The organism is Polaribacter sp., from assembly GCF_965660385.1.
Classification (GTDB): Bacteria; Bacteroidota; Bacteroidia; order Flavobacteriales; family Flavobacteriaceae; genus Polaribacter.
Map to the genome: position 1 here is coordinate 19,807 of NZ_CBFHZT010000029.1, position 20,782 is coordinate 40,588.

At 30.4% G+C, this 20,782-nt stretch carries 20 protein-coding genes; 16 read left to right on the forward strand and 4 right to left on the reverse strand.

Annotated features, from left to right (window positions below):
- Positions 1–5: 5 nt before the first annotated feature.
- Positions 6–1,217, forward strand: a complete 1,212-nt coding sequence (locus ACTG3V_RS09965) for an NAD(P)/FAD-dependent oxidoreductase (protein ID WP_439132018.1) — start codon at positions 6–8, stop codon at positions 1,215–1,217.
- Between the two features lie 102 nt (positions 1,218–1,319).
- Positions 1,320–1,874, forward strand: coding sequence for a thioredoxin family protein (locus ACTG3V_RS09970; RefSeq protein WP_439132019.1), 555 nt, complete (start codon positions 1,320–1,322; stop codon positions 1,872–1,874).
- A gap of 67 nt (positions 1,875–1,941) precedes the next feature.
- Here the strand turns inward: ACTG3V_RS09970 and ACTG3V_RS09975 are convergent, their stop codons facing one another.
- The 3 genes from ACTG3V_RS09975 to ACTG3V_RS09985 form a co-directional block, all read right to left on the reverse strand.
- Positions 1,942–2,175 carry a hypothetical protein gene (locus ACTG3V_RS09975; RefSeq protein WP_439132020.1) on the reverse strand — a complete coding sequence of 78 codons (234 nt, stop codon included), beginning with the start codon at positions 2,173–2,175 and terminating at the stop codon, positions 1,942–1,944.
- Positions 2,176–2,178: 3 nt separating this feature from the next.
- Positions 2,179–2,784 carry a thiamine diphosphokinase gene (locus ACTG3V_RS09980; RefSeq protein ID WP_439132037.1) on the reverse strand — a complete coding sequence of 202 codons (606 nt, stop codon included), beginning with the start codon at positions 2,782–2,784 and terminating at the stop codon, positions 2,179–2,181.
- Between the two features lie 79 nt (positions 2,785–2,863).
- Complete coding sequence (locus ACTG3V_RS09985) at positions 2,864–3,202, reverse strand: MotA/TolQ/ExbB proton channel family protein (RefSeq protein ID WP_439132021.1); 339 nt, start codon at positions 3,200–3,202, stop codon at positions 2,864–2,866.
- Between the two features lie 205 nt (positions 3,203–3,407).
- Here ACTG3V_RS09985 and ACTG3V_RS09990 point away from each other — a divergent pair, with 205 nt between their 5' ends.
- From ACTG3V_RS09990 to glpK, 8 genes are all read left to right on the forward strand, one after another.
- Positions 3,408–4,463, forward strand: coding sequence for a sensor histidine kinase (locus tag ACTG3V_RS09990; RefSeq protein ID WP_439132022.1), 1,056 nt, complete (start codon positions 3,408–3,410; stop codon positions 4,461–4,463).
- Positions 4,453–5,139, forward strand: a complete 687-nt coding sequence (locus tag ACTG3V_RS09995) for a LytR/AlgR family response regulator transcription factor (RefSeq protein WP_439132023.1) — start codon at positions 4,453–4,455, stop codon at positions 5,137–5,139. Before ACTG3V_RS09990 ends, ACTG3V_RS09995 begins: the two co-directional genes overlap by 11 nt.
- 34 nt (positions 5,140–5,173) lie before the next feature.
- On the forward strand, positions 5,174–6,286 hold the full coding sequence (locus ACTG3V_RS10000) for a diphosphomevalonate/mevalonate 3,5-bisphosphate decarboxylase family protein (protein ID WP_439132024.1): 1,113 nt from the start codon (positions 5,174–5,176) through the stop codon (positions 6,284–6,286).
- Entirely contained in the window at positions 6,283–6,678 is a 396-nt protein-coding gene (locus tag ACTG3V_RS10005) for a toxin-antitoxin system YwqK family antitoxin (protein WP_439132025.1), read from the forward strand. Before ACTG3V_RS10000 ends, ACTG3V_RS10005 begins: the two co-directional genes overlap by 4 nt.
- Before the next feature lie 54 nt (positions 6,679–6,732).
- Positions 6,733–7,659 (forward strand): mevalonate kinase family protein, encoded by a 927-nt coding sequence (locus ACTG3V_RS10010; protein ID WP_439132026.1) that lies wholly within the window; start codon positions 6,733–6,735, stop codon positions 7,657–7,659.
- Positions 7,660–7,668: 9 nt separating this feature from the next.
- The gene (locus ACTG3V_RS10015) at positions 7,669–8,586 is read left to right on the forward strand and encodes a geranylgeranylglycerol-phosphate geranylgeranyltransferase (RefSeq protein ID WP_439132027.1); all 918 of its coding nucleotides are present in this window, start codon (positions 7,669–7,671) and stop codon (positions 8,584–8,586) included.
- A gap of 35 nt (positions 8,587–8,621) precedes the next feature.
- A complete protein-coding gene (locus ACTG3V_RS10020; RefSeq protein ID WP_439132028.1) occupies positions 8,622–9,479 on the forward strand; it encodes a pseudouridine synthase in 858 nt (285 codons plus the stop codon).
- A gap of 112 nt (positions 9,480–9,591) precedes the next feature.
- Complete coding sequence (gene glpK, locus ACTG3V_RS10025) at positions 9,592–12,774, forward strand: glycerol kinase GlpK (protein WP_439132029.1); 3,183 nt, start codon at positions 9,592–9,594, stop codon at positions 12,772–12,774.
- Between the two features lie 259 nt (positions 12,775–13,033).
- Here glpK and ACTG3V_RS10030 read toward each other — a convergent pair whose 3' ends face one another.
- Positions 13,034–13,972: a LamG-like jellyroll fold domain-containing protein gene (locus ACTG3V_RS10030; protein ID WP_439132030.1), complete on the reverse strand. Its 939-nt coding sequence runs from the start codon at positions 13,970–13,972 to the stop codon at positions 13,034–13,036.
- A 638-nt stretch (positions 13,973–14,610) separates the two neighbouring features.
- Here ACTG3V_RS10030 and ACTG3V_RS10035 point away from each other — a divergent pair.
- The 6 genes from ACTG3V_RS10035 to ACTG3V_RS10060 all read left to right on the forward strand — a co-directional run.
- Positions 14,611–15,807 carry a T9SS type A sorting domain-containing protein gene (locus ACTG3V_RS10035; protein WP_439132031.1) on the forward strand — a complete coding sequence of 399 codons (1,197 nt, stop codon included), beginning with the start codon at positions 14,611–14,613 and terminating at the stop codon, positions 15,805–15,807.
- Between the two features lie 183 nt (positions 15,808–15,990).
- On the forward strand, positions 15,991–16,839 hold the full coding sequence (locus tag ACTG3V_RS10040) for a dihydrodipicolinate synthase family protein (RefSeq protein WP_439132032.1): 849 nt from the start codon (positions 15,991–15,993) through the stop codon (positions 16,837–16,839).
- Between the two features lie 17 nt (positions 16,840–16,856).
- Complete coding sequence (locus tag ACTG3V_RS10045; RefSeq protein WP_439132033.1) at positions 16,857–18,404, forward strand: sodium:solute symporter; 1,548 nt, start codon at positions 16,857–16,859, stop codon at positions 18,402–18,404.
- Positions 18,405–18,417: 13 nt separating this feature from the next.
- Entirely contained in the window at positions 18,418–19,566 is a 1,149-nt protein-coding gene (locus ACTG3V_RS10050) for an iron-containing alcohol dehydrogenase (RefSeq protein ID WP_439132034.1), read from the forward strand.
- A 1-nt stretch (position 19,567) separates the two neighbouring features.
- Positions 19,568–20,593, forward strand: coding sequence for a 4-hydroxythreonine-4-phosphate dehydrogenase PdxA (gene pdxA, locus ACTG3V_RS10055; protein ID WP_439132035.1), 1,026 nt, complete (start codon positions 19,568–19,570; stop codon positions 20,591–20,593).
- The coding region (locus ACTG3V_RS10060) for a four-carbon acid sugar kinase family protein (protein ID WP_439132036.1) at positions 20,593–20,782 on the forward strand (190 nt) is incomplete at its 3' end. The genes pdxA and ACTG3V_RS10060, both read left to right, overlap by 1 nt.

Consider the following 20,782-nt stretch of genomic DNA (forward strand, 5'->3'; position numbering starts at 1 on the left):
TAAAAATGAAAAAAATAATTATAATTGGTGGAGGTGCAGCAGGTTATTTTACAGCCATAAACGCGAAGGAAAAGAACCCAGATTTAGATATTACAATTCTAGAAAAAGGGAAAGATGTATTACAAAAAGTAAAAATTTCTGGAGGTGGTCGCTGTAATGTAACCCATGCGTGTTTTGTTCCTAAAGATTTGTGTGAATTTTATCCAAGAGGAAAAAAAGAGTTGTTAGGACCTTTTCATAAATTTATGACAGGAGATACTTTTGAGTGGTTTGAACAAAGAGGAGTACCTTTAAAAATCGAAGATGATAACCGTGTTTTTCCTGAAGCAAATACAAGTCAAGCTATTATAGATTGTTTTCAAAAAGCTGTTGATAAGTTACAAATTAAAGTGTTAACAAATCATGGAGTAACCGAGATTTATCAACAAGATAAAAAGTGGTTTATCAACACAAAACAACAAACATTTACAGCAGATAAAGTTGTTTTTGCAGCTGGAAGTTCAAAAAAAGTTTGGGACCTTTGTAAAACATTAAATCATGCTATAATTGCACCAGTGCCATCTTTATTTACGTTTAATATTAATGATCAAAGGTTAGTTGATTTATTAGGAATATCAGTGCCAAATGCAATTGTAAAAATTGTAAATACAAAACTAATAGCTTCAGGACCTTTGTTAATTACACATTGGGGAATGAGTGGTCCAGCAGTGTTAAAATTATCTGCATTTGGTGCAAGATTGTTGGCTGATAAAAATTACCAGTATAATGTGGAGGTAAATTGGTTGTCTAGACCAACAGAAAAAGTATTTAACGTTTTATTGAATTTAAAAAAGAAAGAGCCTAGAAAAACAGTAATTTTAAAATCTCCTTTTGTAGAAATTTCAAAACGATTATGGGAACGTTTTGTGTTGTTTGCTGATATTTTAAAAACTCAAAATTGGGCAGATTTAAATCATCAACAACTACAAAATTTGGCAAATCAATTAACAAAAGGAATTTATAATGCCAATGGAAGAACCACTTTTAAAGACGAATTTGTAACAGCAGGAGGTGTAGATTTAAAAGAAATTAATTTTAAACGCTTTGAAAGCAAACTCCATAAAAACTTATTTTTTGTTGGAGAAATTTTAAATATTGATGCAGTAACAGGCGGATTTAATTTTCAGAATGCTTGGACAGGTGGTTATATTTGTGCAAACGCTTTGGCAGAAGAGTGAAAAATGTAATAAAATGCCAAAAACCAACAACCAAGAACTACGAATCAACAAAAAAGAATAAAGAACCGAGAGACAAGAATCACGAATTAAAAAATAAACAAAATGGCAAGAACAGAATCAAATGAATTTGCAATAGGAACTAAAGCTCCAGATTTTAAATTGATAAATACCATAGATGATAAAATCTATTCATTAACCGATCTTAAAGGAGAGAAAGGAACTGTAATTCTATTTATTTGTAATCATTGTCCGTTTGTAATCCATGTGAATGAAGAATTGGTAAAATTAGCAAATGATTATGCTTTTAAAGGTATAAATTGTATTGCGATAAGTGCTAATGATATTGAGAATTACCCACAAGATGCTCCTCATTTAATGAAAAAAGTTGCACATGAAAACCAATATCCTTTTCCGTATTTGTATGATGAAACACAAGAAGTAGCCAAAGCTTACGATGCTGCATGCACACCAGATTTTTATGTGTTTGATGCCGATTTAAAAGCTGTTTATCATGGGCAATTAGACGATTCTAGGCCTGGTAATGGAAAACCAGTTACAGGTAAAGATATCAGAAATGCTTTAGATGTTTTGTTAGAAAACAAACCAGTTATAGCTAACCAAAAACCAAGTGTTGGTTGTGGTATAAAATGGAAGTAATTTTTAAAAATAAGCTTCAAAAATAAAATTGGTTTTTTAAGTTTAGAAAAACAAAAAAAACATTATATCATCCAAGTTCTCCTCTATGAGGTTTTAAAGCATCTCTATAAATTTTCATGTCTTTTTCATCAACAGTAATAAAAGCAGAAAATAACATTGGGTTGTTTTCTTTAATGTTTATCTCATAAAAAGATAAATTCTCTAAAGTTGCAAATTCTTTTAAATGTATGGTATGATGTTTTGCAGTTGCAGCTGCATCTGGACCTCTAAAATCCCATACTAATTTTATTTTGCTACTCATTTTTTAATGATTTATGAATATAAATAATGCTCCACTTTCAAAAGTGATAGTAACCTGATTTTCAATAGCCTCATTTCTAATTCCAATACGTTTACCAAAAACTAAGGCTTCATTGTTTAAAGGATACTTTAATCCGCGTGTAACAATTTGCTTAGCTTCAGGAAAAGGAAGTAACGATATCATCTTGTTTTTACAGTCTTTAATTTTGATGTTTTTATCCGCCAAAAAATAACGACTATAATTGTCAAAAAAAGTAAGTTTTAATTTACTTTTCCATTGAATTGCTGTGTGTAAGTTGCCTAAAAAGTGGTCTTGTTCTTTTCCACTTGCTCCATAAACATCAATCTCATAAAAACCTTTATCAAATAAAATCTGTAATATTTTATCGAAATCGGTATAATCTTGATTCGGAGTTTCAATTACTTCAACATCATCAGGAGTGTTTCCTAAAGAATCAAAATCACCCGAAATAAAATCAGGAGTTATCTTGTTTTTTTGTAAATATTGATAAGCGCCATCAGTGGCACAGATCAAATCATATTTAGATAGGTTGGGAAGTTTTGTAGGCACTTCTCCATTTAATAATAAAAAGACTTTCGATGATTTCATCATCAACAAAAATACAAACAAAAAAGCATCATTTCTAATTTTAGAAATGATGCTTTTTAATGAAAAGAATAAATTGAATTTATTTTTTTATTGAAGTTAAAATAATGGTAAACAATTTTCCTATTAAAAAAATAACCATTCCAAAAGTAGGAGAGAGTAAACCAACTTTAAATCCACCAGCTAAAACTTGTGGTGCAATGTCACCTCCTATTTCAGCTATAGCATCTAAAGCACCTAACATACCAATTACAAAACCTAAAACTCCAAATACAAAAGAAAATAAAGCTAAAGAATTAATGAGTTTAAGAGTTTTTTCTGTGTTATTTTTTAATCCTTTTGCGAATAAAATAATAATAACAATTAATAAAGCTAATAAAGGCACCATAAAAATTGGTCCACCATCTAAAATAAAATTCATAATAAGTGTTTTAAGATTATGCTGCTAAAATATTTGTAATACTATTTTAAAAAATAATTTAGCGACTAAATGCCAATTTTCATCTGGTTTTAACAAATTTGTTGTTTTTAGAATTTACTTTTTAAAAACAGTAGAATCGCTACTTAATTTAGTATTTCGTCTATATTTTACTCTAAATAAATTATAAAATGAGTTAATTTGTAAGATGACCAAAATAATTATTAAAATTTTAAAGAAAGCCTTTTTACATCTTCTTTTTTGGGTTGTGGTGTGGTTTTTCTTTTCTAGTTTTTTTAGTGTAGGCTCTACAAACAAAAACTTTATATTTTGGTTTTCTACATTGTTAAGTATTATTTCAATCGTTTCTTCTTATGTATTTGTATATCATTTAATTCCTAATTTTTTAATTGTTAAAAAACATCAACTTTTTGCATTATACACTTTTTATTCAGTAATTTTTATAGTTTGTGCGGTATTAATGACGGTAGTTTTTGGTTTTGTGTTTTTTTATAATTTAGAATATCAAAAAATGCCGGGATTAACCAAGAATTCAGGTGTAATTTTAGTTTGTGTTTTATTAATTATTGTTTTAGCAAGTGCATTCAAAATTTTAAAGCATAATTTTGAATCTTTAGAAGAAAATAAAACCCTAGAAAACAAGTTTTTACAAACTCAATTGCAGCTAAAAGAACAGGAGTTGCAATTTTTAAAGATGCAAATTCATCCGCATTTTTTGTTTAATACCTTAAATACCTTATATGGTTTTGCCTTAAAAAAGTCTGATAAAGCACCAGAAATGATTTTAAAATTATCTGGATTGTTAGATTATATCTTATATCAAGTTGATAAACCTTTGGTGTTTTTACAAGATGAAATCAATCATATTAAAAATTACATTTCTTTAGAAAAAAGTAGATTTCAAGACACATTAAAAGTAGATTTTTTTATAGAAACCATTCATGATAACTTACAAATTCCACCAATGTTACTACTGCCATTTGTAGAAAATGCGTTTAAACATGGTACACCAAATAATGGTATCTTGAAAGTAAAAATTAATTTGATGCTAGCCGAAAAACACCTCCATTTGCAAGTGGTAAATTCCGCTAAAATAAAAGAAACTTCTAAAAAAGGTATTGGTTTGCAAAACATTCAAAAAAGATTAGAAATGTTATATCAAAACCATAGTATGTTAAACATTCATCAAGATGAAAAATTATTTACAGTAACTTTAAAAATCCCCATAAAAAATGAAGTATAATGTAAAATGTGTTCTTGTGGATGATGAACCCATGGCAAGAGAAATATTAACTTCTTATATTGATAAAATTCCTAATTTAGAGTTAATTAAAAGTTGTAAAAATGCTGCTGAAGTGTTGGTTTTTATGCAAGATAATACCGCAGATGTTTATTTTTTAGACATAAATATGCCAGAAATAACTGGGTTGAGTTTGGCAAAAATCATAAGTAAAAAAGCTCAAATTATCTTTACAACTGCCTACAGAGATTATGCTGTAGAAGGTTTTGACTTACAAGTGGCAGATTACTTATTAAAACCAATTTCGTTTGATCGTTTTTTGCAAGCCGTAGAGAAAGTAAAACCTATAAAAAAAGAAGAAGAATCTAACCAATTTATTTTTGTTAGAGCAGACAGAAAAATGGTTAAAATTGATTTTAATTCCATTTTATATATAGAGAGTTTAAGTGATTATGTGAAAATTTATACCCCAGAAACTACATTTATTACAAGAGAAACCATCAGTAATTTAGAAGAACAATTACCCCAAAATATATTTTTAAGAATTCACAGGTCTTATATTGTTTCGTTGCACCAAATAATTTCTTACACTAACGAGTTTATTGAAATACAACAAAAAGCACTGCCCATAAGTCGCGGTTATAAAGAAAGGGTTTTGCAAAAATTAGCAAGATTGTAGTTGAAACTTTATCTTTGTAATAAATTTAGATACCTTGAACACAGCTCAATTTTTAGTAAAATCCGATTTAGTTTTTGTTGACAAAGCTTCTTATACCTGGCAAACTCCAAGCAATATTGCTTTGGTAAAATATTGGGGAAAAAGCGATCCTCAAATTCCAAAAAACGCCTCAATTAGTTTTACGTTAAATAATTGTCATACTAAAACTAAAATTGATTTTACACGCAAATGTCAAGCTGAACTTGATTCAGCTTTCCTCAAAGAAGTTGATTTTAATTTGTTTTTTGAAGGCAAAGAAAAAGAAGAATTTAAGCCCAAAATAGCATCATTTTTTATAAGAATACAAGAATACTGTCCGTATATTTTTGAATATCAAATGACGATTCATTCCGAAAATTCCTTTCCACATTCAAGTGGTATTGCTTCTTCTGCAAGTGGTTTAAGTGCAATTGCCATGTGTTTAATGAGTTTAGAAAAAGCATTAAATCCAAATTTATCGAAAGAATTTATCAATAAAAAAGCCTCTTTTTTGGCAAGGTTAGGTTCAGGTTCTGCTAGTAGAAGTATAGAAGGGCCATTAGTGGTTTGGGGAAATCATCCAGAGATTAAAGGAAGTTCAGATTTGTTTGGAGTGCCATTTCCATACAAGGTTCATCCCATTTTTGAAAACTATCAAGACACCATTTTATTGGTTGATAAAGGCGAGAAACAAGTATCAAGCACAGTTGGGCATAACTTAATGCACAATCATCCTTATGCAGCAAATCGGTTTCAGCAAGCCAATGATAATTTAAGTAAAATGGCAACTATTTTGCAAAATGGAGATATTGCTGCATTTATCAATTTGGTAGAAAGTGAAGCGTTAACCTTGCATGCAATGATGCTAACTAGTAATCCATATTTTATTTTGATGAAACCAAATACCTTACAAATTATCAATACAATTTGGGAGTTTCGAAAAGAACACAATAGTAATATCTGTTTTACCTTAGATGCAGGGGCTAACGTGCATGTTTTGTATCCTTTAGAAGAGAAAGAAAAAGTGAATCAATTTATAGCTAAAGTGTTGGCTAAGTACTGTCAGAAAAATCAGTATATTTGTGATGCTACAGGTTTGGGAGCGAAACAATTACAAGATTTTATATGAAAAAATCATCCTTAATTCTTTTGATGCTACTATGTTTTTTGTCGATGTCATTTACACCACAAGAAACCATCTGGTTAGATCAAAACTTAAAAGAAACCACTCGAGATAATGCACTATATTACAAAGTAGGGCATACATTAAAAGGCAGTGTTTCTTACTTTTATAAAACAAGAACTCTTTACAGAAAAGTATTTTATGTTGATGGAAAGCTTGATGGTGTTTTTACTGAATATTACAATACTGGGGAGTTAAAAGAGGTTGGCAAATACAAAAATGGTTTGCGAGAAGGCAATTGGAAAGAATTTTACAAAACAGGCAAAATTTTTAAAAAAGGAAGATATCATAAAGGAAATAAGGTTGGTATTTGGAAAGTTTTTTATAAAAATGATTAATAACAATTCCTTAACATAAAATTTCAGTATTTTTGTAACTCACTAAACAACACTATGAAAAGACCACTTTTTTATGCTAAAATTTTACTTTTCGGAGAATATGGAATTATAAAAGATTCTAAAGGTTTAGCAATACCATTTAATACCTACAGAGGAGCTTTAAAAACTACAGAGCTTTTAGAGGGTGATGCTTTACAATCTAACCAAAACTTATACAAATATTACCAATATATTGCGAGTTTAGATTCAGATTTAGTGACATTTAATTTAGAGGAATTTAAGCAAGATTTAGAAAACGGAATGTATTTTGATTCTTCGATTCCTCAAGGCTATGGAGTTGGTAGTTCTGGTGCTTTAGTGGCTTCTATTTATGATAACTATGCTACTGATAAAATTACGGTTTTAGAAAATTTAACGCGAGAAAAATTACTAAAACTAAAAGCAACTTTTAGTTTAATGGAGTCGTTTTTTCATGGTAAAAGCTCTGGCTTAGATCCTTTAAACTCGTATTTAAGTTTGCCTATTTTAATCAACTCAAAAGATAATTTAGAGCCTGCAGGTATTCCATCGCAAAAAGAAGGAAAAGGAGCCGTTTTCTTACTAGATTCTGAACAAATTGGCGAAACAGAACCGATGGTGAACATCTTTATGAATAAGATGAAAAACGAAGGGTTTAGAAAAATGTTAAGCGAAGAATTTGTGTTGCATACAGATGCTTGTATCGAAAACTTTTTACAAGGCGATGTTAAGTCACTGTTTTCTAACGTAAAAAGTTTGTCTAAAGTGGTATTAAAAAACTTTAAACCTATGATACCAGACGCTTTTCATAAAGTTTGGGCTAATGGTATAACTACAAACGATTATTACTTAAAGCTTTGTGGCTCTGGTGGTGGTGGTTATATTTTAGGCTTTACAGAAGATTATACAAAAGCACAAGAAAGCTTAAAAGATTATAAGTTAGAGTTGGTATACAGATTCTAAACTTATATTATGAGCTTTTCAAAACAGAAGACTTTTCTAAAAAAAATACTGAGCTTATTTTCAGTGATAAGAGGCTATAATATTTTAGTATTAGTTTTAGCCCAATACTTGGCATCTATCTTTATTTTTTCTTCAGAAGATGATGCGCTAAACGTAATTTTAGATGTTAATTTGTTTTTTATTGTTTTAGCTTCAGTTTGCGTTATTGCGTCTGGCTATATCATCAATAATTTTTACGATAGTAAAGTAGATCGAATTAACAGACCTTTAAAAACAGGAATTGATAACTACGTAAAGCAAGAAACAAAATTATCGCTTTATTTTACCTTAAATTTTTTAGGCTTTGTTTTCGGGTTCTTGGTGTCTTGGAAAGCAGCATTATTTTTTGCGGTTTATATTTTCGGAATTTGGTTCTATTCGCACAAATTGAAAAAAATGCCTCTCATGGGCTTAATTTCTGCAACCATACTTACTATTTTGCCATTTTTTGCCATTTTTGTGTATTACAAAAACTTCTCAAAAATTATTTTTGTACATGCTATTTTTTTGTTTTTGGTAATTATGGTGCGAGAATTAATTAAAGATTTAGAAAATATTAAAGGCGCGTTAGCCAACAATTATCAAACCTTTACAGTAGCTTATGGAGAGTTAAAAACAAAACAATTAAGTTTGTTATTGCTCTTTTTAACCTTATTTCCAATGGTAGTTTTATTTGAGTATCCAGAATTAAGTTATATGAAATATTACTTTTATGTAGCCTTAATTACTTTAATATTTGTAGGATTTTATCTTTGGAAATCTAATAAAAGAAACCAATACCGTTTTTTGCATAACATTCTAAAATTGTTATTGTTAGTAGGTGTATTCTGTTTAGTGTTTATTGATACTTCTTTGATTTTAGAAAAAGTAATCAATAAATTGAATTAAGCCTCGATTTATTTACCTTTGCCAAAATTTTAAAAATGGAATCAAATAAAAACTCGTCGCGAAGACGACAAGAAGGTAAAAAAAGTACGCCTCAAAACAGAAAAAAAGTAAAACCTTTAAGTAGAAAACCTGTAAAAAAGGATTACAAAAAAGCTACACCTGCAAAAAAATCAGACGATTCTCAAGGAATTCGTTTAAACAAATATATCGCCAATTCAGGAATTTGCTCACGTAGAGAAGCAGATACGTTTATAGAACATGGTAGTGTTGAGGTAAATGGAAAATTAGTTACAGAAATGGGCTATAAAGTGCAACCTAATGATGTAGTTCGTTTTGACGGAACCGCAATTTCACCAGAACAAAAAAGATATATATTACTTAATAAGCCCAAAAATTACATAACCACTATGGATGATGATAGAGGGCGAAAAACGGTTATGGAATTGATTGCGAATGCCTCTAAAGAACGCATTTATCCAGTAGGTAGATTAGATAGAAATACAACAGGTTTATTGTTGTTTACTAACGATGGCGATTTGGCAAAAAAACTTACACACCCAAAACATAATGTCCGTAAATTGTACCATGCTTCTTTAGATAGAAAGTTAGATTTAAAAGATTTAGAAAAATTAAGGGGTGAGGTAATTATAGAAGGTAGAAAGGTGTTTATAGATGCTGTTTCTTACATTAATGGCGAACCAAAATCTGAAATTGGTATCGAAATTCATTCTGGTAGAAACAGAATTGTACGTAAAATATTTGAGCACGTGGGCTATAAAGTAAATAAATTAGATCGTGTAATTTTTGCAGAATTAACTAAAAAGAATTTACCTAGAGGTAGATGGAGGGAGCTTACCAACTTAGAAGTTGCCAATCTTCAAAAAATGAAATAAATTAAAATCCAGCGTTAGCTGGATTTTTTGTTGTAATCAAAAAAAACTTAAACAAATAGAAATACTTATTTTATTCTATTATCGTATATTCATCCAATAGATTTTTAAGGGGATGAAAAAAAAATACATAGTTGCTTTTGATCAAGGTACTACAAGCACAAGGACAATTATTTTTAATCAACAAGGAGAAATTGTAAAGTTATCTCAAAAAGAATTAACGCAATATTATCCAAAATCAGGTTGGGTAGAGCACGATCCTGAAGAGATTTTTAAGCATCAAAAAGAAACGTTTTTTAAAGTTATTGAAGAAGCAAATATTCATCCTGAAGAAATTGATGCTATTGGAATTACCAATCAACGTGAAACTACCGTAGTTTGGGATAAAAACACAGGAAAACCCATTTACAATGCTATAGTTTGGTTAGATAAAAGAACTACTGAGATTTGCACTAACTTACAACAACAGGGTTTAACTGATTATTGTAAAGAAAATACAGGTTTAGTAATAGACGCTTATTTTTCGGGTACAAAACTAAAATGGATTTTAGACAATGTAGCTGGGGCAAGAGAAAAAGCAACAGCAGGTCAATTATGTTTTGGGACTGTTGATAGTTGGTTAATTTATAAATTTACAAATGGCAAAAAACATTTTACAGATCATACAAACGCCTCAAGAACTCTACTTTATAATATCAAAAAACTAGATTGGGATGATACCTTATTAAACGCATTAAGCATTCCTAAAAATATGCTTCCTAAAGTTCAAAAATCGTCATCAAATTTTGGGGCAATCACTTATAATGGAATCAAAATTCCCATCTTTGGAGTAGCAGGCGATCAACAAGCAGCTTTATTTGGTCAGGGAGGTTTTAAATCTGGCATTGCAAAAAACACGTATGGCACAGGTTGTTTTATATTGTTGCATACAGGACAAAAACAAATAGTTTCTAAAAATGGATTGCTCACTACACTTACCTGCAGTTTGGCAAATGAACCTGTAAATTATGCTTTAGAAGGTAGTGTTTTTGTTGGTGGGGCAGCTGTGCAGTGGCTTAGAGATGAAATGCAATTGATAGATAATGCCTCAGATACCGAACAAATTTGTACTAGCATTCCGTCTTTAAAAGATGTTTATGTAGTGCCAGCTTTTGCAGGTTTGGGTGCTCCTTATTGGGATGCTAAAGCCAAAGGAAGTGTTTACGGAATGACCTTAGATACTGGTAGAGAAGAACTTATAAAGGCTACTGTAGAAGCTTTGGCATATCAAACTCGTGATGTTATTGCTGCTATGATGCAAGATGCTGGTAAAGAAATGGTAACCTTAAAGGTAGATGGTGGTGCAAGTGCTAACAATTACTTAATGCAATTTCAGGCAGATATTTTAAATGTTACTGTAGACAGACCAAAAATGTTAGAAGTTACTGCTTTTGGTGCTGCGCTTTTAGCCGGAATTAAAAGTGGTTTTTGGAAAAAAGAAAATATAGATGATTTACGAAAAGTGGAGCGGGTTTTTTATCCTGAGATGAAAAACAAACAACGTACCAAAAAAGTAAAAGGTTGGTTAAAAGCAGTTGAGAAAACAAGAACATCTTCAAAGAGAAAAGACGTTAAAAAATCCATTCGTTTTTCTGTTTTAGATCGTAAAAAGCAACTGAAAAAAATGAGTACTACTTCGTTTGATTTAATCATTATTGGTGGTGGAGTTACAGGCGCAGGTATTGCTTTAGATGCTTCGTCAAGAGGAATGAATGTTTGTCTTATCGAAAAAAACGATTTTGCATCAGGTACTAGCAATAAATCCACAAAACTAATTCATGGAGGTTTACGATATTTGAAACAATTTGAAATTGGTTTGGTTCGTGAATCTGGTTCAGAAAGAGCCATTGTACATCAATTAGCACCACATTTGGTGTTACCAGAAAAAATGCTGTTGCCTTTAACCGAAGATGGTACTTATGGTAAATTTATGACTTCCATAGGTTTAAAAGTATATGATTTATTGGCAAATGTAGGTGGTGAGGATAGTCGAAAAATGCTAGATAAAAAAGAAACTTTAGCAAAAGAACCACTACTAAATAAAAATCAAGTTTTAGGTGGTGGTTATTATGCGGAATATAGAACTGATGATGCAAGATTAACCATTGAGTTGCTAAAAAAAGCATCAGAATTTGGAGCAACTATAATCAATTATGTAGCAATGGAATCGTTTGTGTATGATACTTCTGGTAAAATTGAAAGTTTGCAATGTATCGATTACAATTCGGGTAAAAAACTAAACATTAGTGCCTATAATTATGTTTCTGCAGCAGGGCCTTGGGTAGATAAAATCAGAAAGAAAGACAATTCCATCAACAATAAATACTTACATTTAACCAAAGGGGTTCATCTTGTTTTTCCACATCAAAAATTACCTATCCAACAATCTGTTTATTTTGATGTTGATGATGGTAGAATGGTGTTTGCCATTCCAAGAGGCAGGTGCACATATGTTGGCACCACTGACACCAATTATCATGGAGATTTAAATCGAGTAGTGGCAACCAAAGAAGATGCAGCTTATTTAATTAAAGCTACCAATAATGTATTTCCTAATATCAATTTAACAATGGATGATATCGAATCGAATTGGGCTGGTTTACGACCATTAATTCATGAAGAGGGTAAAGATCCATCAGAACTATCTAGAAAAGATGAAATTTTTATAGCTGATAGTGGGTTAATTTCTATTGCTGGAGGAAAGTTAACAGGATATCGAAAAATGGCACATCGCGTTATTGATAAGGTGCTCGAAACAATTCCTGAAAAAAGAAAAAAGAAATTAAAAAAGTCAATTACGGAAAAATTAGCTTTGGTAACACCAAGTTTAACATCATCAAAAGAAGTTGAAGAATATCAACAAGAAATTGAAAAAGAATTGATTGATAAAGGTTTTTTACAAGAACAAGCACATTATTATGCTTGGTATTTAACAACAACATATGGAAAAAACAGCAGGCATATTTTACAAAAATTAGATTTTTTTAGTGGTAAAAATTTGATAAAAAATTGTTTGAGAGCAGAACTCTGGTACACCATACATTTTGAGATGACCAATAGTATTTCAGATTTTTTTGTACGCAGAACTGGAAGATTATATTTTGATATCGATAGTGTTACCCAATATTTAGATGTTATTCTGAATGATAGTAAAATGTATTTAGATTGGGATGATTTAAGAACGAATCAAGAAATTAATAAGATGCAAATGCTTTTGCAAGATGCAACAACATATTATACTGAGGAGTTTAAGGCGTAAACCGAATTCTTTTTTGGTAGCTATTTTGTTTAATGTATTATGAAAATTACCAACTATTTTGGCACCATTACCTGATAATTTCTAAAAAAATCGAAGCTCAGAAATTTCAAATTAGGTTTTACTGTGTTGACCTGTTTTTAAATATATTGGTAAAAAAAACCTAGCTTTTTAATGAGTATTGGCATCATTATTTTTAAAAATTACAAGATTGTTCGCATTCGTTTCCTAAATTTTATGGATAAATTTCAATTTATTTAATTTAAAGAACAATAATTTTTTGGATTGATTTTTCTCGACCAGAATTTATTTCCACAAAATAAACACCAGAGGTTAAACTTTCAAAATTTAATTTTAATTCGTGATTTCCTTTAGTTTTAAAACCTGAAAAAAGTGATGAGATTTTTACGCCATTCATTGCATATAAACTAATAGCAACTTTAGAAGCATATAACAATTCATAATTTAAAAGACAATCAGATATAATTGGGTTGGGGTAAAAGCTACTAACAATAACATTTTCTTTAGTTTTATGTACGGTTAAAGTTTTTGCTATTTCCATAAAATCATCAGGATTAAGTGCTTTATGCGTAATTTTTAAGGAATGAATAGCACCTTTAAACCAAGATACTTTGTTAAGTCTTACCCCTAATGATGTTTGTCCAGAATTTACAACTTTATAGTTTACTGTGCCTTCTAACTCTTTTTTACCATCTACAAAATGTTGCATATTTCCTTCTTTATAAACTAAAGCTGCATGATGCCATGCATTTAAATGATGTACAAAAGAATAGTCTAATAAAGTTTTATTTGAATTTCCCGATTTTATAAACGTATCTAAACTCCAATTTTCATTAGAGTTGTTTCTTAACTCTATCAAAATTCTATTATCGTTATCTTGTTGAATGTGGAGAAATCGTTGCTCAACACCTCCATCAGAATAAGGATTAAAAAGAATTTCAACCGTAAACTCTATTGCCTCTGCTAAAGGACTATTGTTTATAATTAATCCGTCATTAATTCCGTTGAATTCAACAGCAGTTCCAATAGAAGTTGTTATAATTTTAGGATTACCAATAACTTCAACATCATAACCGCCTATTTCAGTAAGATTGTCTACTAGCCAAAGGTCTTCTTTAACTTGAGCATTTGAGAGTACAATTACATAAAATAAGATAAATATTAAAATAGATTTTTTCATTTCATTGCCTGTGGTGTTAGAGTTTAGAGAGATGTTTGTTGGTTTAAAATCAATAAGTTAAATCAGTTAATAATCATTTGGGATAAATAATTTTAATGGTAAATAACAAATGAAAATAATGCATACTTTTAAGAAAAATATAAAAAGCATAATCCAATATTTATCATTTTGTGAGGCTAAAAATAAAAGATTTAGAGCTTAAACTTCGTTTTTATTTTAAAATTTATTAATTCTATAGAATAAGATTGTATTAGAAGACATTTAAATTGATATTCTAATAAAATTTCATATTTGTAGTTTTAAAATGAATTTTAGCAATTATGGGGTTTGAAATTTATGATGGTAATTAAAAAAATGATACAAAACTGAATTGATAATGCAAGAAAGCCTGATTGTTTCTGAATGTTAAAACAATTTTCTAACAAAGAATATAGTTTATTTTGATGATTAACTTCGATGATAAAGAAATATTTAAGAACTTTATGAAAACAATCACATTTATATAATTGACCGTTGCACAAATATATGCATGAATAATACATGATTTTTGTAATTTTATAATCTATTTGGATTATTGCAAATGTTACATTTTTTTTAAAGTGTAATAAACAAATATTATTAATTTAAAATATATATAAATGAAAAAACAATTACTATTTTTAATTTTACCAATGTTTTTTGTTACGGCAACTTACAATGCTCAAAATGTCAAATATTGGGATTTTGGAGCTAAAGAATTAGGTGCTGGTTTCGATAACTTACTGCCTTTAGATTATTTAAATGCCTTTGCTAACTATAATCGTCAAATAATTTATACAGACGAAAATGGAGTTGAACAGACTCCTAATGATGGTTTTGAAAATGAAGATGGGCAGAGTGTTCAGTCAATTTATGATGCTACTTTTAATGCGAATTATGCTAGTGGAAATTTCCAAATAACGTCTAAAGGTTCTGCACCAACACCTCCTGGGGGTACACTTTTAAGTGGAGGTAGTGAATACACAAAACCAAAAAATTTAACAGATTTAGATGGTGCTGTAGATCTAGTTTTCGCCAGAGATAGTAATAGTGATAGAATTTATACAACTAGAAATGACATTACGCGTTACGATAATCGTACTACAATGCCTGATGGTATGGATAAAGAATTATTTCCAGGATGTATACAATTTACAACACCAGGAGATAAAAGATACAGAGAAGCTGGAAGATATAGAGGTTTTAGTATAAACTTAGATGCTGGGCAATGGGTAACTGTTGTAGGTTCTGGGCAGTACACAGATATTGAAGGAGATGGAACTCTTGGGTTTAAAACAGGTTATTTTAGTTTTGAAACTTTAGGTGGTACTGGAGTCCCAGTAAGAATAGAGGATAAAGGTGCTGGTCTTGGTGATATTAATGGACCAATTGATGGAGCTGATACTGGTGATGAGGCAGTTAGAGTAATGCAATTTCAAGCAGTAGATGCAGGTGCTTATAGAATTGCAAATAGAGGTGGTACAATAAGAGTTTACAGAATTTATTTAGGTAAAGTTGATGTTTCTTTAGGTGCAGGTCTTGAAACTAAAATTTACGAAAACGGAGTTTTCAAAAAAACTTTATCTACAGATAAAAATCTAGGTTCAATTTCTACAGATATTAGAGCTGCTAAAAACAGAGTATATATCTCTAATGTAACTTCTAAAACAGAAGTAAAAATCTTTAGTATTACAGGTGCTCTATTAAGAGAGTTTACTACAAATGAAGATACTAATTTTAATATGAAAGCTGGTCTTTATATAACAACTTTAAAAACAGTTGAAGGTCAAAAATCATTAAAACTATTAGTGGACTAATTTTTACATGCTAATTTTTAAAATACAAAGAAAGACATGCTTAAATGCATGTCTTTTTTTTATTTGTTTTTATCAATACAAAATTTTACACAATCGGTCAACGCTCAAAAATAACAGCGAATTATTGTTAAATTAATAATATTGCAGATAGCATTTTAGAATGCTTTATTATAAATTTAAAATATGCAAAAACGTTTTTCAGGAGTAGTTGTACCCATGGTAACACCATTAAATAAAGATCTTTCAATAGATGTTGTTGCTGTTGAGCGTATCGTAAAGTTATTTGAAAAAAATAATATTCATCCTTTGGTTTTAGGAACAACAGGGGAGTCTAGTTCGATAAATGAATTAGAGAGTCTTAAGTTGGTAGAAGTAGCTGCAAAAGCAAAAGGGAGCAATCAAAATATTTATGTTGGTTTGGTTGGTAATCAAGTTGATGATTTAATTCAAAGAGGAAATAAATATATTGCTTTAGGTGCAGATTGTGTTGTGGCAACTTTGCCATCTTATTATGGTTTATCTGCAAATCAAATGTTACTTTTTTATCAATCACTGGCAGACAAAATTTCTGGTCCAGTAATGATGTATAATATCACAGCAACAACACAAATGTCTATTCCTTTAGAAGTTGTTAAAGAACTCTCAAAACATCCAAATATTTGGGGTTTAAAAGATTCGGAAAGAGATGAAGAACGTATGAAGATTTGTATTAACAGTTACAAAGAAAATCCTAATTTTTCTTTTTTCTGTGGATGGGGAGCCCAAAGTTTTGGGAGCTTAAAGTTAGGTGCAGATGGTATTGTGCCAAGTACAGGAAATTATGTTCCAGAAATGTACAAATCATTATATGATGCAGCTTTAAATAAAGATTGGAAAAATTGTGAAAAATGGCAACTAGAAACAAATGAGGTTGCAAAAGAATACCAAAAAGATAAAACATTAGGAGAATCTTTAGCTTTTTTAAAATTTTTAATGAGCAAAAAAGGACTCTGTAATAACACTATGATGCCACCTTTAACGGAGGTAGAATAAATAAAACCAAAACTATTATGGTAAATATTCATTGGGTAGATATTATTATTGTAATTATTTCTGTAGTATTTACTTTAGGTGCAGGATTTTATTTTGCAAATAGACAAAAAAGTTCCGATCAATATTTTTCAGGAAGTAAAACAATACCTGCATGGGCTATTGGTATTTCAATATTTGCTACCTTAATAAGTAGCGTTACTTTTTTAGCGTATCCTGCAGCAGCATATAAATCTAACTGGATTTTGTTAGTACAAGGGCTCATGGTGCCGATTGTTTTAGTGGGATTAATTTGGGTAATTGTTCCTTTGTTTAGAAAAGTAATAAGACTAAGTACTTACGAGTATTTTGAGCGCAGGTTTAGTCCGTTTGCAAGAATGTACAGTTCTATTGCCTTTATACTAACTCATTTCTCTAAAATGGGAACTGTTCTGTATTTGGTAAGTTTAGCTCTCGCAACACTAACAGGAATTGATGTAACTACATTTATTTTATGTTTAACAGCAATTATAATTATTCTTACGCTTTTAGGGGGTATGGAAGCTGTTATTTGGATGGATGTAATTCAAGGTTTTTTATTAATTGGTGGAGGTTTACTATGTATTGGTGTATTGCTATTTAGTTCAGAAAAAGGAGCCGGTTTTATGTTAAATGAAGCCGTTTCAATGAAAAAAATTGATTTTGGGCCATACGATTTTAGTTTTTCAGAATTAACTTTTTGGGTTTTGGTAATTAATGGTGCTTTTTATGCACTTCAAAAATACGGAACAGATCAAACGATTGTTCAAAGGTATTTAGCAGCAAAGAACGATAAAGATGCTAAAAAAGCAGCTTACATAGGTGTTTTAGCAAGTGTACCAGTTTGGGCACTATTCATGTTAATAGGGTCTTTATTATTTGTTTTTTACAATTCTGGAGGAGTGGTTTTACCAGATGGAATGACATCAGATCAAGTATTTACTTATTTTATTGGTACAGAATTACCAGTCGGTGCTGTAGGATTGGTGTTAGCTGCATTAATTGCTGCTGCTGTTTCTAGTTTAGATTCTGATATGAATTGTTTAGCAGCCATTGGTGTAGAAGATTTTTATCAAAGACTTAACCCAAATTGTACAGACAAACAAAGATTAATTGTAGGGCGTTTATTAGTGCTTTTTGCAGGAGTTTCTATGTCAGGTGTAGCATTACTATATGCTGCTTGGAGTGGTCAAGGTGTATTAGGTGTCGTTTTTAAATTATACGCTATCTTTTCAGCGGGTATTGTGGGTATTTTTCTTTTAGGATTATTTTCTAAAAGAGCAAATAAACAAGGTTTACATGTTGGTATTGCTGTTTGTGTAGCATTTACTGCATATGCTATTTTAACAACTACAAAAATTGGAGATTCTTTAATTCTTGATTTTGGCAAATATAATTTTCCGCATCATAAATACATGTTAGGTGTGTATAGTCACTTAATAGTTTTGGTAGTTGGTTATTTTGCAAGTTTTTTCTTTAAATCAGAAAAAGTAAAAGACGAATTGACCATTTATGGATATTTCAAATTAAAAGAGAAAAATCAAATTTAACAATTACATAGAAATGAATTCTATTACATTATTACAACCTCAAAAAATTGCGTTTGGTGAAGGGATTATAAAGTCCCTTTCCGAAGAAGATATTTTATTGAATTCAAATACAATACTATTTTTAGTTGCAACACCTTTATTGGATGCTTTAAGTGCAACAGTTAAAAATATTAAATCAAAAAATAAAGAGGTTCAACTTGTAGAATATAAATTTTTAGGAGAACCAACTTTTCATCAATTTAATCAATTATTAAAAGAGAATGAAGCTTTTAATCCAGATTGTGTTATTGGTGTTGGTGGTGGTAGTGTGTTAGATTGTGCTAAATTATTAGCAGCACTTATTAACAACTCTCAAAAACTAGAAGATGTTGTCGGAATTGGTTTTTTAAACAAACGCAAAGCAAAATTAATCTGTGTGCCAACTACTTCTGGAACAGGTAGTGAAGTTTCTCCAAATGCTATTTTATTAAATGAAGAAACGCAAGCTAAAAGCGGAATTATAAGTCCGTTTTTAGTGCCAGATGCATGTTATTTAGATCCTGTTTTAACAGTTTCTTTACCTGCAAAACTAACTGCAGAAACAGGAATTGATGCATTATCTCATTGTATAGAAGCTTATACAAATAAATTTGCACACCCAACTGTAGATATTTACGCTTTAAAAGGGATTCAACTTATTGCAGAAAACATAGAAGAAGCATACAAAAACGGAGCTAATATTAAAGCGCGTTCTGCAATGCTTTTAGGCTCTATGTATGGTGGTTTATGTTTAGGTCCCGTAAACACTTCAGCTGTTCATGCTTTGTCTTACGGTTTAGGTGGTAAATTTCATATTCCTCATGGGTTATCGAATGCTATTTTAATGCCAGAAGTTTTACGTTTCAATTTATCAGCAAATCCAAAAAGGCATGCAGAAGTTGCTCGCGCTTTGGGAATAACAAAGCAAGGAAGTGATGAAGAAATTGCAATTGCTGGAATCAAAAAAATTGAAGAATTATCTAATTCTTGTAATATCCCAAAGCTTTTAACTGATATTGGTGTAACTGAAGATGCGCTACCAGAATTAGCAGATATAGCAATGAAAGTTACAAGATTATTAAAAAATAATCCGAAAGAAGTAACTAGAGAAGATGCAATAAATATCTATAAAAAATTACTATAAAATGATACCAAAAATAGGAATTTCTATGGGGGATCCTGCAGGGATTGGCCCAGAAATAATCATAAAAACATTAGCATTAAAAGATTTATATACGCGCTGTCGCCCTTTGGTGGTTGGCGATGCACAAACAATGCAAAATGAAGTTGATGCATTAAAATCAACATTAAAAATTAATGCAATACAAGATGTAAATGATGCCAAATTTGAATTTGGAACAATAGATGTTTTCGATTTAAAAAATGTAAATCATAAAGAATTAGAGTCTGGTGTTGTTACAGCAATGGCAGGTGAAGCAGCGTTTGGAGCTGTAATAAAAAATATTGAATTAGCATTGGCCAATCAAATTGATGCTACTGTAACTGCACCCATCAATAAAGAATCAATTCATAAAGCAGGTCATAAATATTCTGGACACACAGAAATTTATGCGGATTATACAGATACCAAAAAGTTTGCAATGCTTTTAGCAGACGAAAACTTTCGAGTTATTCATGTAAGTACACATGTTTCTTTGCGTAAAGCTTGTGATTTATGTAAAAAAGATCGTGTGTTTGAAGTAATTACTTTGTTAGATGATGCCTGCAAAAAATTTGGTATTGAAAAACCTAGAATTGCTGTTGCAGGATTAAATCCGCATGCAGGTGAAAATCAATTATTTGGTGATGAAGAAGTAGATGAAATTATCCCTGCAATTAAAGATGCAGTTAAATTAGGCTATCATGTAGAAGGTCCTTTTCCACCAGATACCATGTTTGTAAAAGCAGTACAAGGTAAGTTTGATGGTTGTATTGCTATGTATCATGATCAAGGTCATATTCCTTTTAAATTAGAAGGTTTTAAGTGGGATAATGAAAAAGAAACCATGAAAAGCGTTAAAGGCGTTAACATCACTTTAGGTTTGCCAATTATTAGAACCTCTGTAGACCATGGTACTGCATTCGAAATTGCAGGTCAAGGGATTGCTTCTGCGGATGCTATGTTGGTTGCAATTGATTACGCTATTATAATGGCAAAACATAAAAGTTAATGATAACTGTAATTGCAGATGATTTAACGGGTGCTGCAGAAATAGCAGGAATTTGCCTTCGCTATGGAGTAGCTGTGTCTTTTGGTATTGATGAAATTCCAGAAAAACAGGCAACCATTAATATTATAGCAACCGATTCGCGCTCTAAAAACCAAGAGGAAGCATATAAAACTCATTTGCATTTAGCAG

Excerpts from the sequence above, each read along its gene's own strand:
- ACTG3V_RS09985 (WP_439132021.1), bottom strand. The coding sequence starts at position 3,202 with ATGAATTTTATTTTAGATGGTGGACCAATTTTTATGGTGCCTTTATTA.
- ACTG3V_RS10040 (WP_439132032.1), top strand. The coding sequence starts at position 15,991 with ATGCAAAAACGTTTTTCAGGAGTAGTTGTACCCATGGTAACACCATTA.
- ACTG3V_RS10035 (WP_439132031.1), top strand. The coding sequence starts at position 14,611 with ATGAAAAAACAATTACTATTTTTAATTTTACCAATGTTTTTTGTTACG.
- ACTG3V_RS09995 (WP_439132023.1), top strand. The coding sequence starts at position 4,453 with ATGAAGTATAATGTAAAATGTGTTCTTGTGGATGATGAACCCATGGCA.
- ACTG3V_RS09990 (WP_439132022.1), top strand. The coding sequence starts at position 3,408 with ATGACCAAAATAATTATTAAAATTTTAAAGAAAGCCTTTTTACATCTT.
- ACTG3V_RS09980 (WP_439132037.1), bottom strand. The coding sequence starts at position 2,784 with ATGAAATCATCGAAAGTCTTTTTATTATTAAATGGAGAAGTGCCTACA.
- ACTG3V_RS09970 (WP_439132019.1), top strand. The coding sequence starts at position 1,320 with ATGGCAAGAACAGAATCAAATGAATTTGCAATAGGAACTAAAGCTCCA.
- ACTG3V_RS09965 (WP_439132018.1), top strand. The coding sequence starts at position 6 with ATGAAAAAAATAATTATAATTGGTGGAGGTGCAGCAGGTTATTTTACA.
- ACTG3V_RS10020 (WP_439132028.1), top strand. The coding sequence starts at position 8,622 with ATGGAATCAAATAAAAACTCGTCGCGAAGACGACAAGAAGGTAAAAAA.
- pdxA (WP_439132035.1), top strand. The coding sequence starts at position 19,568 with ATGATACCAAAAATAGGAATTTCTATGGGGGATCCTGCAGGGATTGGC.
- ACTG3V_RS10030 (WP_439132030.1), bottom strand. The coding sequence starts at position 13,972 with ATGAAAAAATCTATTTTAATATTTATCTTATTTTATGTAATTGTACTC.
- ACTG3V_RS10050 (WP_439132034.1), top strand. The coding sequence starts at position 18,418 with ATGAATTCTATTACATTATTACAACCTCAAAAAATTGCGTTTGGTGAA.
- ACTG3V_RS09975 (WP_439132020.1), bottom strand. The coding sequence starts at position 2,175 with ATGAGTAGCAAAATAAAATTAGTATGGGATTTTAGAGGTCCAGATGCA.
- ACTG3V_RS10010 (WP_439132026.1), top strand. The coding sequence starts at position 6,733 with ATGAAAAGACCACTTTTTTATGCTAAAATTTTACTTTTCGGAGAATAT.
- ACTG3V_RS10045 (WP_439132033.1), top strand. The coding sequence starts at position 16,857 with ATGGTAAATATTCATTGGGTAGATATTATTATTGTAATTATTTCTGTA.
- ACTG3V_RS10005 (WP_439132025.1), top strand. The coding sequence starts at position 6,283 with ATGAAAAAATCATCCTTAATTCTTTTGATGCTACTATGTTTTTTGTCG.
- glpK (WP_439132029.1), top strand. The coding sequence starts at position 9,592 with ATGAAAAAAAAATACATAGTTGCTTTTGATCAAGGTACTACAAGCACA.
- ACTG3V_RS10015 (WP_439132027.1), top strand. The coding sequence starts at position 7,669 with ATGAGCTTTTCAAAACAGAAGACTTTTCTAAAAAAAATACTGAGCTTA.